Source organism: Mycobacterium sp. 1164985.4, from assembly GCF_001668575.1.
In the GTDB taxonomy this organism is placed as follows: Bacteria; Actinomycetota; Actinomycetes; order Mycobacteriales; family Mycobacteriaceae; genus Mycobacterium.
In genome coordinates this window covers 19303-34146 of sequence record NZ_LZMD01000094.1, presented here as the reverse complement: position 1 = coordinate 34146, position 14844 = coordinate 19303, and the positions used below count along the sequence as shown (strand labels likewise).

Genomic DNA, 14844 nt, shown 5'->3' with positions numbered 1-14844 from the left:
ATGGACCCATGAAGGCCGTCAGCTGTGAACGAGGCACCCTGGCGACTTCTCTGCGACCCGTCGCGAGATGGCGGTGCGCTGCGGCGCCGACGTCGTCGTCGACCCCGCCGTCGACTCCCCGTACACGGCCGTCGATCAGTCCGGGGCTGTCACCGAGGCCCAACAGTTGTTCGAACTCGCCGTCGGCACGATGGAGAAGCTGCGCCGCGTGCCCGGGTGGTCGCATGTGTACCGGGTCGCCGACAGGCTGGGCGCAGCGTCGCCGAAGCGGCCGGTGGTTTTCGAATGCGTCGGCGTGCCCGGGGTCATCGACGGCATCATCCGGGCGGCGCCCGTGCAGTCGCGGGTCGTCGTCGTCGGCGTGTGCATGGGCACCGACCACTTCCGCCCGGCGGTCGCGAACGGCAAGGACATCGACCTGCGGTTCGTCTTCGGCTACACGCCGCTGGAGTTCCGCGACACGCTGCACCTGCTCGCCGAGGGCAAGGTGGACGCCTCGTCCCTCGTCACCGGCACGGTGGGCCTGGACGGCGTGGCCCGCGCCTTTGAGGTGCTGGGCGCGGCCGAGGCGCACGCCAAGATCCTGATCGACCCCCGAAGCGACGCCGTTTCGCCCTAGCCGGGGTCGCAACACGCCGGTGCGCGGCCCGACACCGCAGTCATTGACGTGACCGAAAGCAAATCGTAGTGATCGTGTGACACCTCGCACAGCGGCATGCTACAAATAGGCATATTCCTATTAGAAATATTGCCTGCCTGTGCAGGTCGCTCTCCGGAGGCCACATGACACCGACTGTTGAAACACCCAGCGCCGTCCTCGACCGCGTATCGCTGGTTCTTGACGCTTTCGATGGGCCGGGACGGCTGACACTGGCGCAGATCGTTCGCCGCACCGGGCTTCCCCGCTCGTCCGCGCACCGCATGCTCGAGCGCCTCGTCCAGCTGCGCTGGCTACGGCGCAACGGGCGCGATTACGAGTTGGGCATGCGGCTGGTCGAGTTGGGTTCGCTTGCCGTGCACCAGGACCGCCTGCACCGCGCAGCGGTGCCCCTGCTGCACGACCTGCATCGCGCCACCGGTCTGGTCGTCCACCTCGCCGTCCTCGACGGCACCGATGTCGTGTATCTGGAGAAGATCGGCGACGGGTTGGGCGCAGCCATTCCCAGCCGAGTCGGAGGGCGTCACCCCGCGCACTGTTCGGCGCTGGGCAAGGCGATGCTGGCCACCGCGACCGACCTGAACTACGACACGATCGACCTGACGAACCGCCGTACCAAGTACTCCATCGGGTCGCCCGTCCAATTGCGCACCGAGCTGGCCAAGGTGCGTTCGCATGGCATCGCGTTCGACCGCGAAGAAGCCCTCACCGGATTCGGTTGTGTCGCAGCGCCGATCGGCGGCCAGGGCGAGGCCGTGGCGGCCGTGTCGGTGTGCGGCCCGATGAACCGCATGATGTTCGACCAGCGTCTCGTCGCGCCGGTGCGGATGACGGCCATGGCGGTGTGGCGCAACGCCGAGGACGGTCCGCGACGGGTGGCCCCGACGCTGCAGCAGGCCCGGCCGCTGCGGAACATGCCTGCACCGCGACCCACGGCGCCCCGCGAGCCGGTGTTGCAGTACGCGTGACACTCGATCCGCAGATCGCCGACCTGATCGAGGCGCTGGACTCCGGATTTCCGCCGGTGCACACCATGAGCGGTGCGCAGGCGCGAGCGACGATCCGATCGCGGTTTGTGCCTCCGGCACAGCCCGAGGCCGTCGGATCGGTCGAAGACGTGACCATCGCCGGCGATGTCCCGGTCCGGATCTACCGACCGGTGTCGGATGTCCCGATGCCGGTGGTGGTGTACGCCCATGGCGGTGGATTCGTGTTCTGCGACCTCGACAGCCACGACGGTCTGTGCCGCAATCTGGCGAATCTCCTCTCCGCGGTGGTCATCTCGGTGGACTACCGACTCGCGCCCGAGAGCAGGTGGCCGGCCGCCGCCGAAGACGTGTACGCGGCGACGCGGTGGGCGGCCGAGCACGCCGCGGACTTCGGTGGCGACCCGGACAGGCTCGCGGTGGCAGGTGACAGCGCCGGAGGCAACCTCGCGGCGGTCACCACCCTGATGGCGCGCGACCGCGGCGGGCCCGCGCTGTCCGCCCAATTACTGATCTATCCGATGATCGCCGCGGACTTCGAAACCGAGTCATACCGGCTGTACGGCAAGGGTTTCTACAATCCGCGGCCGGCACTGCAGTGGTACTGGGACCAGTACGCGCCCTCCCCCGCCGACCGCACCCACCCCTATGCGTCGCCGCTACAGGCGCGCCTGGCCGGGCTGCCGCCGGCGGTGGTGGTGATCGCGGGTCACGATCCGCTGCGGGACGAGGGCGTTGCCTACGCCGACGCGTTGGAAGCTGCGGGTGTGCCCGTGGCGCGGTGCACGTTCGACGGCGGGATTCACGGTTTCATGACGATGCCGATGCTCGACATCGCTCATGAGGCGCGGCGCCAAGCCACCCAAGAACTCGCGAAGGTGTTGTGACGCCCTCCGGCTAGACCTTCGGCACCGGCCCGTAGCGCTGGTGCGGGTCGAGCACGCAGTGGGTCCGGCCGAACACCGTGACCATGCACTTGTTGTTGTGGTTGCAGCGACTGCGCGTGTCGTGGTCGGCGATCATCGCGTTGACCAGGTCGGGTTCACGCAGCAGTGCCCTGCCCATCGCCATGAAGTCAAAGCCCTCACGCAGCCCTGTCTGGAGATGCTCGTAGTTCGTGACGCCGCCCAGCAGGATCAGCTTGGTGTTGCGGACCACCGGCACGAACTGCCGTGCCGCGTCGAGCATGTAGAGATCGCGGTACGGGTAACTGCCCATGACCCGCTTGCCTGCGAGGCGGACGCCGGGCCGCAGCGCGGACGGCATCACCTCGGCGAATTCCTTGACCGGGACGTCGCCGCGGAACAGGTACATCGGTTTGTAGACCGAGGAACCCTGGGTCAGCTCGATGGCGTCCAGCGCGGAGTCGGCGTCGAGCAGTTGCGCGGTCCGCAGGGCCTCGTCGATCCAGATGCCGCCGGGCAGCCCGTCGTCCATGTCGAGTTTCGCGATGACCGCGATCTGGTTCTTCACGACGTCTCGGACCCGGGTCGCGATTTCGCGGACCAACCGCGACCGGTTGTCGATCGAACCGCCGTATTCGTCGCGGCGCCGGTTGATCCGCGCACTGAGGAACGAGCTCGGCAGGTAGAGATGGCCGAAGTGCAGTTCGACGGCGTCGAAGCCGGAGTCGATGGCAACCTGCGCCGCTGTCGCGAATTGTCCGATCACGTCACGGATCTCGTCGCGGGTGATCTCGCGACAGTAGGCGAAGGAGGTGGGGTTGACGAAGCGGCTGGGGGCGACGGCCGTGACGCCGGTCAACTTCTTCGGAGCGACGACGCCGGCGTGGCCGAGCTGCGCCGAGATCGCCGCGCCTGTCGCGTGCACGGCGTCGGTGAGCCTGCGCAGTCCGGGCAGCGCCGCCGGGCTCATCACGATCTGGCCGGGTGCGCTGGCGCCCTCCTTCGAGACGCAGCAGTACGCGACCGTCGTCATGCCCACGCCGCCCTTGGCGAATGCGACGTGAAAGTCGATCAGGTCGTCGGTGACCATGCCGTCGGGCGAGCGGCCCTCTGACGTCGCGGCCTTGATGACCCGGTTGCGCAGCTTCACCGGACCGAGCCGGGACGGCGCGAACGGGTCCAGCGTCTCAACGGTCATCGGACCACGGTGCTCCCCACCGCGGCGGCGGTCAACCGTGTCGTCCCGATGGCCGGGAGCGTCATCGGCACCACGAACGCCGTCGCTCTAGTGTCGGGCCATGGCCGACGGTGAGGTGTTCGTCATCGACCGGGTCATCACCCGGCCCGGATGCGCAAGGCGTTTCGTCAACACGTATCTGGCCGAATACGCGCCGGGTGCGCGCGATCGCGGGATGACGCTTCGCGACGTGCTCGTCAGCCCACCGATATGGTTCGACGACCAATCCAACGTGGTCACCGTGACGTGGTCGCTACCCAGCCCGCAGGCCTGGTGGGAGATGACGTGGAAAGGCAGGCCCGACGCTACGCTCGGTGCGTGGTGGGACGGCGTGGCCGAACTCGTCGTGGAGCACACCCGCAGCGTCGCCGCCGCGGCAACCGATGTGGACGGACTGTGCGATGTATAGCGTCATCCGGCTGATCGATGTGGCCGGTGTGCCCGAACGCGACCGCCTGCTGAAGGAGCTGCGGGAGGCGTCGGTGGCCAGCGGCGCGGCCCACACTCTGGTGCAGCCGACGCTGCCGGGCGTGCGCAACGGCGGCGACATCCTCATGCATCTGCGGTTCGGCGACGCCGACGGATGGTCCTCGGTGGCACCGTCTTTCGACGCGTTGCTCGACCGCCCCGAGGTCGCCCACGTCAACGGCGCCACCTACACGGGCGTCTCGAGCGTCACCCGAGACATTTCCGCCACCGTTTATCGGACACTGCTGCTGCGGGTGCAACCGGACACCGACGAGGCGACGGTGGCGCGGTTCGAGGACGATCTGCGCCTGCTCCCCCGCTATGTCACCTCGATCGGCACATGGCAACTCAGTCGCGTCGACTCGGCCGTCGGCACCTCACCGTGGACCCACGTCTTCGAGCAGGAGTTCCGCGACCTCGAGGGTCTGACCGGTCCGTACCTCATGCACCCTATTCACTGGGCGTACGTGGACCGCTGGTTCGACCCCGAATGCCCCGACGTCGTCGTCCGCGACCGGGTCTGCCACAGCTTCTGCAGCACCCTTCCACAGTGATTTCGGTGCGCTAGCAGTCGCTCATCGATCGTTAGTGCACCGAAACCGCTAAAGGCCGGCGGGCAGGATGTTCGGATTGGCCGTCGCGGGCGGTTCCAGCGGCGGCAACTCGGCGGTGCCGTCGAGCGTGTGCACGGTCAGCCCTTGCGACCACGGATAGTGCAGGCTGAACGCGACCAGCCCGGTGCGCTCGGCGGCGGGCCGGTGACACATCGCCAGCACCGTCTCGGCCAGATACTCGACCGGCTCGGTCGGGAAGGTGTCCGGAATGAGTTGTGCCGCACCGGGAGTGCGGATGGCCGTCGACGGGCCGACGCAGTTCACCGCGATGTTCGAGTCGAGTAGTTCGGCGGCCACTCCCTGCGTGAAGCGGTGCAAGGCGGCCTTGCAGGAGGCGTAGACGACGTCGCCGGACGTCTTGTTGTACTCGCGGTACGGCCGCACGGGAGCAACACCGGTCACCGACCCGATGTTGACGATCCAGCCTGCACCCCGTTTCCGCATCTGCGGCACGGCGGCCTTGGTCAGCACGAACGGCGTGCGCAGATAGTGCTCGACGGTGCGGTCGAAGGTGTCCAGGCCCATGTCCTCGACGCAGGCATAATCTGCGAAACCCGCGTTGTTGACGAGAATGTCCAGCCCACCCGCGCGTTCGACGACCTCGTCGACCAACCCGCCCCGTTGTTCCGGGTCTTCGAGGTCGGCGGCGATGCCGATCGCGGTGCCGCCCGCCCCCTCGATCAGCTCGACGGTCTCGGCGATCGTCCCCGGCAGGGCCGTCGCCGCACCGCCGCGTATCGACGCCGACGGCTCGAACGATCGCGCGGTGACCACCACAGTCGCGCCCTCGGCGGAAAGGCGTTGCGCCACAGCGCGTCCGATGCCCCGGCTACTGCCGGTGACCAGCGCCGTCTTGCCTGCGAGCAGGCCGGTCATCGGATCACGAAGTGTTCTTCGACGGGCGCGCGATGCTGGTGCCAGATGTCGACCAGGCGGTACGGCGTCGCGACGACCACGCGACCGGATGCCGAACGGTAGTAGGTGTGCGCGTTCGGGGTGTGGCACCACACCGTCCGCGACATCGCCTCGTCGATCTGCGCGACGTAATCGTCGTAGGCCTCCCGCGTCACCTCGATGGTGTCGGCATCGCGCAGCGCGAGCAGTTGCAGACATTCCATGACGTAATGCGCGAGCACCTCCATGGAGAAGTTGGCGCCCGCACCGTGGCCCGGGCTGTAGTTGGGGGCCGAGGTGATGAACAGGTTCGGGAAGCCCGGAACCGTGCCACCGCGGTACGCACGGGGACTGTCACCCCACTCCTCGCGCAGTGTCCTGCCGTCGCGGCCGCGGATGTCGACCGTGGACAGGAAGTCGAGGTGATAGCCGGTGGCGTAGATGATCACGTCGAGATCGATATGCCGCCCGTCTTCTGTAACGATGCCTGTGGCATTGACGGCGGTCGGTTCGCTCGCCTCCACGTCGACGTGTTCCCGGGTCAGCGCCGCGTAGTAGCCGCCCGGGTCGCGGATGATGCGCTTGCCGTATGGCGCGAAGTCGGGGGTGACCTTCTTCGCCAGCTCCGATCCCTCGCCGAACGTTTCGTTGATGTACTCCATGCACATCTGCAGCAGGACGTCGTTGGCCTGCGAGATCGACAGATGGTCCTTCGCCCACTCGGGGTCGCGCAGGATGACGGGATAGTTGTTGTCGGCCGTCGCCCAATAGGACTTCAGCCGGTGCCAGTTCGCGTAGTACGGCAGGTGCCGTCCGAGGAACCGCCGGAATTCGGGGACATCGTCGGACAACCGCTTTCGCGGAGCCACCCAGTGCGGTTGCCGTTGGAACACGGTCAGGTGTTCGACCTCGTTCACACACGCGTCGACGATCTGTACGGCCGTGCACCCCGCGCCGATGACGGCGACCCGCTTACCGGTGAGGTCCAGCGACGGATCCCACAGCGCCGAGTGAATACTGGTGCCCTCGAACGATTCTCGACCTTCAACATCGGGAAACCGCGGTCGGTTGAGATAGCCGGCGGCAGTGACGACCACCCGGGCGTAGCTGACGTCGCGATTCCCGTCGCGGTCGACCGCGTGGATCTGCCACTGGTTGCGCGCGTCGTCCCACCACAGCGCCTCGACCTCGGTGCCGAACCGGGTGTGCTCACGCAGTCCGTGCCTGTCGGCGAGCGACACCAGGTAGTTCTGGTATTCCGCGCCCTGCGGGTAGTAGCTCGACCAGTCGGGGTTGACCTCCCGCGACAGCGAGTAGTACGCCGACGGCGTGTCGACACCGATACCGGGATACTTCGTCGTCAACCAGGTACCGCCGACCTCGTCGTTGCGGTCGAAGATCTGATACCGCACCCCGGCGTCGGCTGCGGCCAGCGCGGTGATGATGCCCGCGATGCCCGCGCCGACGATCGCGACATTCGTCGTCGGCGGGATCGGCACGGTGCGCGGCAACGTCGGCTGGGAGAGGTGAAAACCGCCCTGCTCGAGCAGGAGCGGAACGAACTCGTCGTCGACGTCGGAGCCGAGCGCCACCGGCAGCGCGCGGGTGAACAGATCGATGTCGTCGGCGGCCATCGCCCCTTCGGCCCGCGGCGAGGACAGCGCCGAGACGACCGCATCGACAAGCGCCGCCATGGTGTCGGCGTCGGTGACGCCGGCGCGCTCGGGCGGATCGGGGATGTGCGTGATCTTGGGCCCGAACCGGTCGAGCACCGACGGGTCACCCGTCAACTGCGCCAGCACCGCGACCAGGACGCCGGGGTCCGCCTGAGCGAGGTTCGCCCTCAGTTCATCGCGGTCGACGTCCGCGGCGTGCGGCGACGGTATTGCTCGAGCGTCTGCAGTCACGGGCACAAGTATCGGCGCAGCACGGCCGACCGGGCAGTGCCCTGCCTACTGAGCGGGACATCGGTCCCTCGCCCCACGCCAGACATGCTTACGCTGCCCGCCATGGATCTGGATGCGGTGGTCGACCAGGCGCGCAGCCACACCTTGGGCGACATCCCGCGCCGCTCGGCCCGCAGGCAACCCGACAAGACCGCGATCATCGATGGCGACACGGTGTTGACGTTCGCCGAGTTCGACCAGCTCGTCGACCGGGCCGCGGCGGCGTTGCAGGACAACGGCTTTGACCCCGGTGACCGGGTGGCGCTGCTGGCACGCAACTGTTGGCAGTATGCGGTGCTCGCCTTCGCCACCGCCCGCGCCGCGGCGGTGCTGGTGCCGGTCAACTTCATGCTGACGGCCGAGGAGGTCGCATACATCCTCGGCCACAGCAAGGCCAAGGGCTTCATCGTCGAAGCCGAGCTGGCGGACGTCGCCGAGGACGCCATGCGCATCGACGGAGCGGTGCGCACCAGGGCGGCGATCGTTCGGCCCGGACAGAGCATTCCGTCAGGCTGGGACGACTTCGCGCGGTGGCTCTCCACCACCACCCCCGCGCCGAGTCCGCGCATCGACGACGACCAAGTGCTGCGGTTGATGTACACCAGCGGCACGGAGTCACGGCCCAAGGGCGCGATGCACACGAGCCGCAGCCTGATGTGGCAGTACGTCAGCACCATCGTCGCCGGTTCGATGGCCGGTGACGACGTCGAAATCCACTCGCTGCCGCTGTATCACTGCGCGCAGCTGGACAACTTTCTCGCCACCGACATCTATCTCGGTGCCACCAGCATCATCCTGCCCGGGCCCGACCCCGAGACGGTGCTGCGCACGATCGCCCGCTACGGGGTGACCAACTACTTCGCGCCTCCGACGGTCTGGATCAGTCTGTTGCGTTGTCCGGTGTTCGACGAGGTCGATCTGTCGAGCCTGCGCAAGGGCTACTACGGCGCTTCTGCGATGCCGATCGAGATCCTCGCCGAGATCCGCGACCGGCTGCCGAACCTGAGGTTGTGGAACTTCTACGGACAGACGGAGTTGGCACCGCTGGCGTCCGCGCTCGGGCCCGACGAGCAGGACACCCACGCCGGTTCGGCGGGACGCCCCGTGGTCAACGTCGAGACGACGATCCTCGACGAGGACGACGCTCCGGTAGCACCCGGCGTGGTGGGTGAGATCGCCCACCACAGTCCGCATCTGATGCTCGGTTATCTCGACGACCCGGCCAAGACGGCGGAGGCGTTCCGCGGCGGTTGGTTCCACTCCGGCGACCTCGGTTACTACGACGAACACGGGCTCCTGCACGTGGTCGACCGCAAGAAGGACATGATCAAGACCGGTGGCGAGAATGTCGCCAGCCGCGAGGTCGAGGAAGTTCTGTACCGGCACAACGGGGTTCAGGAGGTCGCGGTCTTCGGTCTTCCGCATCCGAAGTGGGTCGAGACCGTGGTCGCCGCGGTGGTGTCCCGCGAGGGCGCCAACCTGACCGAGGACGACCTGATCGCGCACTGCCGGCAGCATCTGGCCGGGTTCAAGACCCCCAAGCACGTCTTCTTCGTCGACACGTTGCCGAAGAACCCGAGCGGCAAGCTGCTGAAACGTCAACTGCGCGAACGCTTCGCGGCCGAACCGCTGAGCCGCTGAGCCAGAAGGGAACTGGGGATTGGTCACAGGACGTATCGCGCGCTTTAACGCGCCCGGAAAACCGTTCGAGATAGAATCCGTGAACCTGGCCGAGGTCGGCCCCGGCGAGATCCTGATCAAGGTCACCAGGACCAATATCTGCGGATCGGACCTGCACGCGTGGCACGGCACCTTCGCCACCCGCGGACTGGGGGGACAACTTCCGACGGTGCTCGGTCACGAAATGGTCGGCGCGGTATCCGAACTCGGTGACGGGGTCACGGCGGACTCGAACGGCGCACCGCTGGTGAAGGGCAGCCGGGTGGTGTTCCCCTACTTCTTTTCCTGCCACCGGTGCCGAAGCTGCCTGGCGGGCAGGCGCAACGCGTGCCTCAACCTCGCGATGGCCATGCTCGGACGCGCCGACGCGCCGCCCTACTTCGTCGGCGGCTACGCCGACTACTTCCTGCTGCCGGCCGGGGCGGTCGTGTACACCGTGCCCGACCGGGTCAGCGACGACATCGCGTCGGGCGCGAACTGTGCACTGTCCCAGGTGATGTACGGCCTCGAGCGTGTAGACCAACAACTCGGTGAGACCGTCGTCGTGCAGGGCGCCGGTGCGCTGGGGCTGTATGCGATCGCGGTGGCCAAGGCCCGCGGCGCGGGCCGGGTCATCGCCATCGACGGTGTGCCCGAACGTCTCGAGTTGGCAACCGCGTTCGGCGCCGACGCGGTGATCGACATCAACACGACCGCCACGGTGAAGGACCGCGCAAAGATCATCCGCGACCTGACCGACGGTCACGGCGCCGACGTCGTGGTCGAGGTCGTGGGCCACCCGTCAGCCATCGACGAGGGCCTCAAGATGCTCGGCCAGTTCGGCCGTTACGTCGAGATCGGAAACATCAACATCGGCAAGACCTTCGAATTCGACCCGTCACGGTTCGTATTCGCCAACAAGACGCTGGTCGGGGTCTCGCTGTACGAACCGCCGGTGCTGTCGCGGGCGCTGACCTTCCTCGAACAGCACCAGGATGCCCTCCCCCTGCACCGGCTGGCTGCAGCGCAGTATCCGCTCGACGACATCAACGAGGCGTTCGCCGCCGCCGAGCACAAGCGCGACGTCCGCGCCAGCATCGTTCCCTGATCCCAAGGAGACCCATGCACGACTACACCCGCAAGACGCTGTTCATCGACGGGCAGTGGATGACACCGTCGGCGGCCGACGTGATCGACATCGTCGACCCCGCCACCGAGAAGGTGATCGGCTGTGTGCCCAACGGAACGGTCGCCGACGTGGACGCGGCCGTGGCCGCCGCCCGCCGAGCCTTCGATCCGTTGATCACCCGCGCCGAGCGCAGTGACCGGCTGGCCCGGGTGATCGCCGCGATGGAGAAGCGGCTGCCCGACATCGCCGAGACCATCAGCCGGGAGATGGGCGCACCGGTGCGGGTGGCGCAGGGCGTTCAGACCAAGGTCCCACTGGCGGTGGCCCACGGTTTCGCCGACGTCCTCGAGTCCTTCGAATTCGAAGAGCGCGTGGGCAACTCGTTGGTGCTGCGCGAGCCGTACGGCGTCGTCGGCGCCATCACCCCGTGGAACTACCCGCTCTATCAGGTGGTGGCCAAGGTGCTGCCCGCGATCGCCGCGGGCTGCACCGTCGTCCTCAAGCCGAGCAACGAGGCGCCGCTGTCGGTGTTCGCGTTCATCGAAGCGGTCGAGGAGGCCGGACTTCCCGACGGTGTGGTGAACCTGGTGTCAGGACGCGGATCCGTGGTGGGCGAGCGCATCGCGTCGCATCCCGACGTCGACGTGGTGTCGTTCACCGGATCGACCGCCGTGGGCCGCCGGGTCGCCGAGCTCGCCGCCGGATCGGTGAAGAAGGTCGCCCTCGAACTCGGCGGCAAGTCCGCCAACGTCATCCTCGACGGCGGCGACCTGACCACCGCGGTGAAGGTCGGCGTGGGCAACGCATTCCTCAACGGCGGGCAGACCTGCATGGCGTGGACCCGGATGCTGGTGCCGCACTCGCGCTACGACGAGGCCCTCGAACTGATCGAGGCGGCCGCCGCCAAGTACACGGTCGGCGACCCGTCCGATCCCGGTACCCGGATCGGCCCCCTGGCCTCGGCCGCGCAGTTCGAATCCGTGCGCGGGTTCATCGACCGCGCACGCCGCGACGGCGCCCGCCTGCTCACCGGCGGATCCGAATCGGTCCGCGACACCGGCTACTACGTCGCCCCGACCGTGTTCGCCGACGTCGACCCCGACTCCGAGCTGGGCCAGGAGGAGGTGTTCGGGCCGGTGCTCGCGGTGATTCCGTTCCGGGACACCGACGACGCCCTACGCATCGCCAATGGCACGCCCTACGGGCTCGCGGGCGCGGTGTGGGGTCCCGACCTCGACACGGCCATTTCCTTCGCGCGTCGCGTGCAGACCGGACAGCTCGACGTCAACGGCGGCATGTACAACCCGGTCGCGCCGTTCGGCGGGTACAAGAAGTCCGGTGTCGGTCGCGAGCTCGGCCGCGCGGGGTTCGAGGAATTCCTGCAGACCAAGTCCCTACAGTTGCCGTCATGAGCACACCGCTGAACATCGCCGCTCACGGTGCGACACAGACGTGGACCATCGACCTGCCCGAGGTCGGCAACGCGATCACCGACAAGGGCTTCATCTCGGCGTTCGAGGCCGCGGTCGACGCCGCCAACGCCGACCTCGACGTGCGCGCGGTGATCCTGACCGGCGCGGGCAAGATCTTCTCCGCGGGCGGCAACGTCAAGGAGATGGCCGACCGCACCGGGATGTTCGGCCTCGACGCCCTCGACCAGCGGCGCGCCTACGTCGACGGGATCCAGCGCATCCCGCGCGCACTCGGGCGCCTGGAGGTCCCGCTGATCGCCGCGGTCAACGGACCCGCCGTGGGAGCGGGCTGCGACCTCGCCATGATGTGCGACATCCGCGTGGCTTCCGAACGGGCGTCGTTCGCCGAGAGCTTCGTACAGATCGGCATCATCCCGGGCGACGGCGGCACCTGGTTCCTGCCGAGGGCGATCGGCTACGAGCGCGCCGCCGAGATGACGTTCACCGGCGACCGCGTCGATGCGGCCACTGCCCTGGAGTGGGGCATGGTCAGCCGCGTTGTGCCGCACGACGACCTGCTCACGGAGGCGCTCGCGTTGGCCGAGCGGATCACCAAGAACCCCGCTCACGCGCTGCGGATGGCCAAACGTCTGCTGCAGGAATCGCGGGCCGGCTCGCTGGACTCCACGCTGGCCATGGCCGCGGCCATGCAGCCGCTGGCCCACCGCGACCGGGAGCATGAACAGCGCATCAGCCGATGGCGGACCGCCCCGTGACGCTCCCCCGCCTGGTGCCCCCGGCTGCCGTCGACGCCGCTGCGACCGCGGCCCTGCGGGCAGAGGTTCGCGCGTTCATTGCCGAGCAACGTGCCGCGGGCGCCTTCACGCCGTCGGTCGACGCGTGGCTGACGGGATGGGACGAGGACTTCACCAAAGCGCTTGCCGCCCAGGGCTATCTCGGAATGACCGTGCCGGTCGAGTACGGCGGACACGGACGCTCCTTCGTCGAACGGTTCGCGGTGACCGAGGAGCTGCTCGCCGCGGGCGCACCGGTCGCGGCGCACTGGATCGCCGACCGGCAGATCGTGCCGTCGTTGCTCAAGTACGGCACGGAACTGCAGAAGAGGGAGTTCCTTCCCCGAATCGTGCGCGGCGAGTGCTTCTTCGGCATCGGCATGAGCGAACCCGATTCCGGCTCCGATCTCGCGAGCGTGCGTACCAAAGCGGTACAGGTCGACGGCGGCTGGTCGCTGTCCGGGACGAAGGTGTGGACCTCGGGCGCGCACTACGCGCATGCGTTCATCGCGTTGGCCCGCACTGCGCCCGTCGATCCGGACAACCGCCACGCCGGATTGAGTCAGTTCATCGTCGACCTGCGCGGATCGGGCGTGCACATCCGGCCCGTCGTCTCGATGAACGGCGCACACCACTTCAACGAGGTGGTCCTCGACGGCGCCTTCGTCCCCGACGACATGGTGTTCGGTGAGATCGGTGCGGGCTGGCGCCAGGTCACGTCGGAACTGGCTTTCGAGCGCAGCGGACCCGAACGGTTCCTGTCCACCTTCGTGCTGTTGCGGATGTGCGGCGAAAAGATGGCCGCACAGAGGCTTTCGCGGGACGCCGGACTCGGCCGCCTTATCGCCCGAACCGCCGGATTGCACCAGATGTCGACCGCAGTCGCGGGCGCACTGGAGCGGCGCGAGCCCGCCGATGTTCCCGCGGCGGTGGTCAAGGTGCTCGGCACCACCACCGAGGGAGACATCGCGGACTTCGCCGACACGCTGACCGACGGGACCACGAATCCCGAACTCGCCGAACTGGTTTCGAGAGCCGTGGATCAGCGTCCCGGCTTCACGCTGCGCGGCGGCACCAACGAGGTGTTGCGCGGCGTGATCGCACGAGGGTTGGGGCTGCGATGACCGTCGATCCAGCGCTCGTCGAGATGATGGACGCGGTCTTCGCCGAGTACCGCGACGCCCACCCGCCTGCGAAGGCCGTCGAACGGGATACCGAGTTGTGGCGGCGCCTCGACGACCTGGGCCTGGTTCGCCTGACCGGCGCCGAGGAGTCGGGCGGCAGCGGGGCGGGCTGGTTCGAGGCCGCCGAACTGCTGGCGGCCGCCGCCCGCAACGCGGTGCGAACACCGTTGGCCGAACACGACCTACTGGCCTGCTGGCTGCTCGAGGCGAACGGGATGAGCGGCGACGACGCGGTGCGCACGGTGTGCCTGCTCGGCGAGGACGGCACCTCCGACGGCGTCCCCTGGGCCGCGGCCAGTGACCGGGTGGTCGTCGTCTGGCGCGACGGCGACGACCATCGCGTCGCCGACGTCGACGTCGCCGCACTCTCGATCACGGCCGGCAGCAACCTGATCGGTGAACCCCGCGACTCCATCGAGGCCGACGTCACCGCGCTCGACGGCGTCCCGGTGACCTCCGATCGGGTGGCCGAATTGCGGCTGAGAGCCGCGATGGTGCGGGCGATCCAGGTGTGCGCGGTGCTCGACCGCATCGTGCTGTCGTCGGTCGAACACGCCGCGTCGCGAATCCAGTTCGGCCGGCCCCTGTCCCGCTTCCAGGCCGTCCAGCACCTGATCGCCGACTCCGCCGCCGAAGCGGCGCTGGCGCGGGCGGCCACCGAGGGTGCGCTGACGACGGCCGTCACGAACGGTTGGTCGACGGGCAACCTCGCCTTCCGCGTCGCGGCGGCACGCTCCTGCGTCGGTCATGCCACGTCGGTCGTGGTGCGCAACGCCCACCAGGTTCACGGCGCGATCGGCACCACCCTCGAGCACCGGTTGCACGAGTTCACCCGCGCCGCGCTCGCATGGCGATCCGAATTCGGGTCGGTGCGCTATTGGGACGAACGGGTCACCGACGCGACGCTGGCCGCCGGAGCCGACGTGTGGAGCCTGATCGTCGACTGATCCGACTGCCC

The 14844-nt window shown here is 68.2% G+C and carries 13 protein-coding genes and 1 pseudogene; 11 read left to right on the top strand and 3 right to left on the bottom strand.

Annotation, left to right across the window (positions count from 1 at the left end; genetic code table 11):
• Nucleotides 1-43: 43 nt before the first annotated feature.
• The 3 genes and pseudogenes from A5650_RS22165 to lipP1 form a co-directional block, all read left to right on the top strand.
• Nucleotides 44-619 (top strand): annotated as a pseudogene (locus A5650_RS22165) (MDR/zinc-dependent alcohol dehydrogenase-like family protein); the annotation flags it as partial.
• A 164-nt stretch (nucleotides 620-783) separates the two neighbouring features.
• Nucleotides 784-1626 (top strand): IclR family transcriptional regulator, encoded by an 843-nt coding sequence (locus A5650_RS22160; protein WP_067296843.1) that lies wholly within the window; start codon nucleotides 784-786, stop codon nucleotides 1624-1626.
• Complete coding sequence (lipP1, locus tag A5650_RS22155; protein WP_067296839.1) at nucleotides 1623-2531, top strand: LipP1 family hormone-sensitive lipase; 909 nt, start codon at nucleotides 1623-1625, stop codon at nucleotides 2529-2531. The genes A5650_RS22160 and lipP1 overlap by 4 nt, the downstream gene beginning before the upstream one ends.
• A 10-nt stretch (nucleotides 2532-2541) precedes the next feature.
• Here lipP1 and A5650_RS22150 read toward each other — a convergent pair whose 3' ends face one another.
• The gene (locus A5650_RS22150) at nucleotides 2542-3747 is read right to left on the bottom strand and encodes an NADH:flavin oxidoreductase (protein WP_067296836.1); all 1206 of its coding nucleotides are present in this window, start codon (nucleotides 3745-3747) and stop codon (nucleotides 2542-2544) included.
• Nucleotides 3748-3847: 100 nt separating this feature from the next.
• Between A5650_RS22150 and A5650_RS22145 the strand changes: the two genes are divergently transcribed.
• Both A5650_RS22145 and A5650_RS22140 read left to right on the top strand, forming a co-directional pair.
• A complete protein-coding gene (locus tag A5650_RS22145; protein ID WP_067296833.1) occupies nucleotides 3848-4195 on the top strand; it encodes a hypothetical protein in 348 nt (115 codons plus the stop codon).
• Complete coding sequence (locus A5650_RS22140; RefSeq protein WP_067296829.1) at nucleotides 4188-4808, top strand: Dabb family protein; 621 nt, start codon at nucleotides 4188-4190, stop codon at nucleotides 4806-4808. The genes A5650_RS22145 and A5650_RS22140 overlap by 8 nt, the downstream gene beginning before the upstream one ends.
• A gap of 48 nt (nucleotides 4809-4856) precedes the next feature.
• On the opposite strand, the gene A5650_RS22135 is transcribed toward A5650_RS22140, so the two are convergent.
• Nucleotides 4857-5744, bottom strand: coding sequence for an SDR family NAD(P)-dependent oxidoreductase (locus A5650_RS22135; protein ID WP_067296826.1), 888 nt, complete (start codon nucleotides 5742-5744; stop codon nucleotides 4857-4859).
• Nucleotides 5741-7669, bottom strand: a complete 1929-nt coding sequence (locus tag A5650_RS22130; protein ID WP_067296934.1) for a flavin-containing monooxygenase — start codon at nucleotides 7667-7669, stop codon at nucleotides 5741-5743. Before A5650_RS22130 ends, A5650_RS22135 begins: the two co-directional genes overlap by 4 nt.
• A gap of 102 nt (nucleotides 7670-7771) precedes the next feature.
• On the opposite strand from A5650_RS22130, the gene A5650_RS22125 reads away from it, so the two are divergent.
• From A5650_RS22125 to A5650_RS22100, 6 genes are read left to right on the top strand one after another with little or no spacing between them, the layout of a single operon-like run.
• Complete coding sequence (locus A5650_RS22125; protein WP_231992730.1) at nucleotides 7772-9349, top strand: acyl-CoA synthetase; 1578 nt, start codon at nucleotides 7772-7774, stop codon at nucleotides 9347-9349.
• 19 nt (nucleotides 9350-9368) lie between these two features.
• Nucleotides 9369-10475 (top strand): zinc-binding dehydrogenase, encoded by a 1107-nt coding sequence (locus A5650_RS22120; RefSeq protein WP_067296819.1) that lies wholly within the window; start codon nucleotides 9369-9371, stop codon nucleotides 10473-10475.
• A gap of 14 nt (nucleotides 10476-10489) precedes the next feature.
• Nucleotides 10490-11908 carry an aldehyde dehydrogenase family protein gene (locus A5650_RS22115; RefSeq protein WP_067296815.1) on the top strand — a complete coding sequence of 473 codons (1419 nt, stop codon included), beginning with the start codon at nucleotides 10490-10492 and terminating at the stop codon, nucleotides 11906-11908.
• Nucleotides 11905-12684 carry a crotonase/enoyl-CoA hydratase family protein gene (locus A5650_RS22110; protein WP_064350111.1) on the top strand — a complete coding sequence of 260 codons (780 nt, stop codon included), beginning with the start codon at nucleotides 11905-11907 and terminating at the stop codon, nucleotides 12682-12684. The genes A5650_RS22115 and A5650_RS22110 overlap by 4 nt, the downstream gene beginning before the upstream one ends.
• On the top strand, nucleotides 12681-13826 hold the full coding sequence (locus A5650_RS22105) for an acyl-CoA dehydrogenase family protein (RefSeq protein WP_197501951.1): 1146 nt from the start codon (nucleotides 12681-12683) through the stop codon (nucleotides 13824-13826). Before A5650_RS22110 ends, A5650_RS22105 begins: the two co-directional genes overlap by 4 nt.
• Nucleotides 13823-14833, top strand: a complete 1011-nt coding sequence (locus A5650_RS22100) for an acyl-CoA dehydrogenase family protein (RefSeq protein WP_064350109.1) — start codon at nucleotides 13823-13825, stop codon at nucleotides 14831-14833. Before A5650_RS22105 ends, A5650_RS22100 begins: the two co-directional genes overlap by 4 nt.
• Nucleotides 14834-14844: the final 11 nt, after the last annotated feature.

Coding starts and splice junctions, on each gene's coding strand:
- A5650_RS22115 (WP_067296815.1), top strand. CDS start 10,490: ATGCACGACTACACCCGCAAGACGCTGTTCATCGACGGGCAGTGGATG.
- A5650_RS22150 (WP_067296836.1), bottom strand. CDS start 3,747: ATGACCGTTGAGACGCTGGACCCGTTCGCGCCGTCCCGGCTCGGTCCG.
- A5650_RS22145 (WP_067296833.1), top strand. CDS start 3,848: ATGGCCGACGGTGAGGTGTTCGTCATCGACCGGGTCATCACCCGGCCC.
- A5650_RS22140 (WP_067296829.1), top strand. CDS start 4,188: ATGTATAGCGTCATCCGGCTGATCGATGTGGCCGGTGTGCCCGAACGC.
- A5650_RS22110 (WP_064350111.1), top strand. CDS start 11,905: ATGAGCACACCGCTGAACATCGCCGCTCACGGTGCGACACAGACGTGG.
- A5650_RS22135 (WP_067296826.1), bottom strand. CDS start 5,744: ATGACCGGCCTGCTCGCAGGCAAGACGGCGCTGGTCACCGGCAGTAGC.
- A5650_RS22160 (WP_067296843.1), top strand. CDS start 784: ATGACACCGACTGTTGAAACACCCAGCGCCGTCCTCGACCGCGTATCG.
- A5650_RS22100 (WP_064350109.1), top strand. CDS start 13,823: ATGACCGTCGATCCAGCGCTCGTCGAGATGATGGACGCGGTCTTCGCC.
- A5650_RS22125 (WP_231992730.1), top strand. CDS start 7,772: ATGGATCTGGATGCGGTGGTCGACCAGGCGCGCAGCCACACCTTGGGC.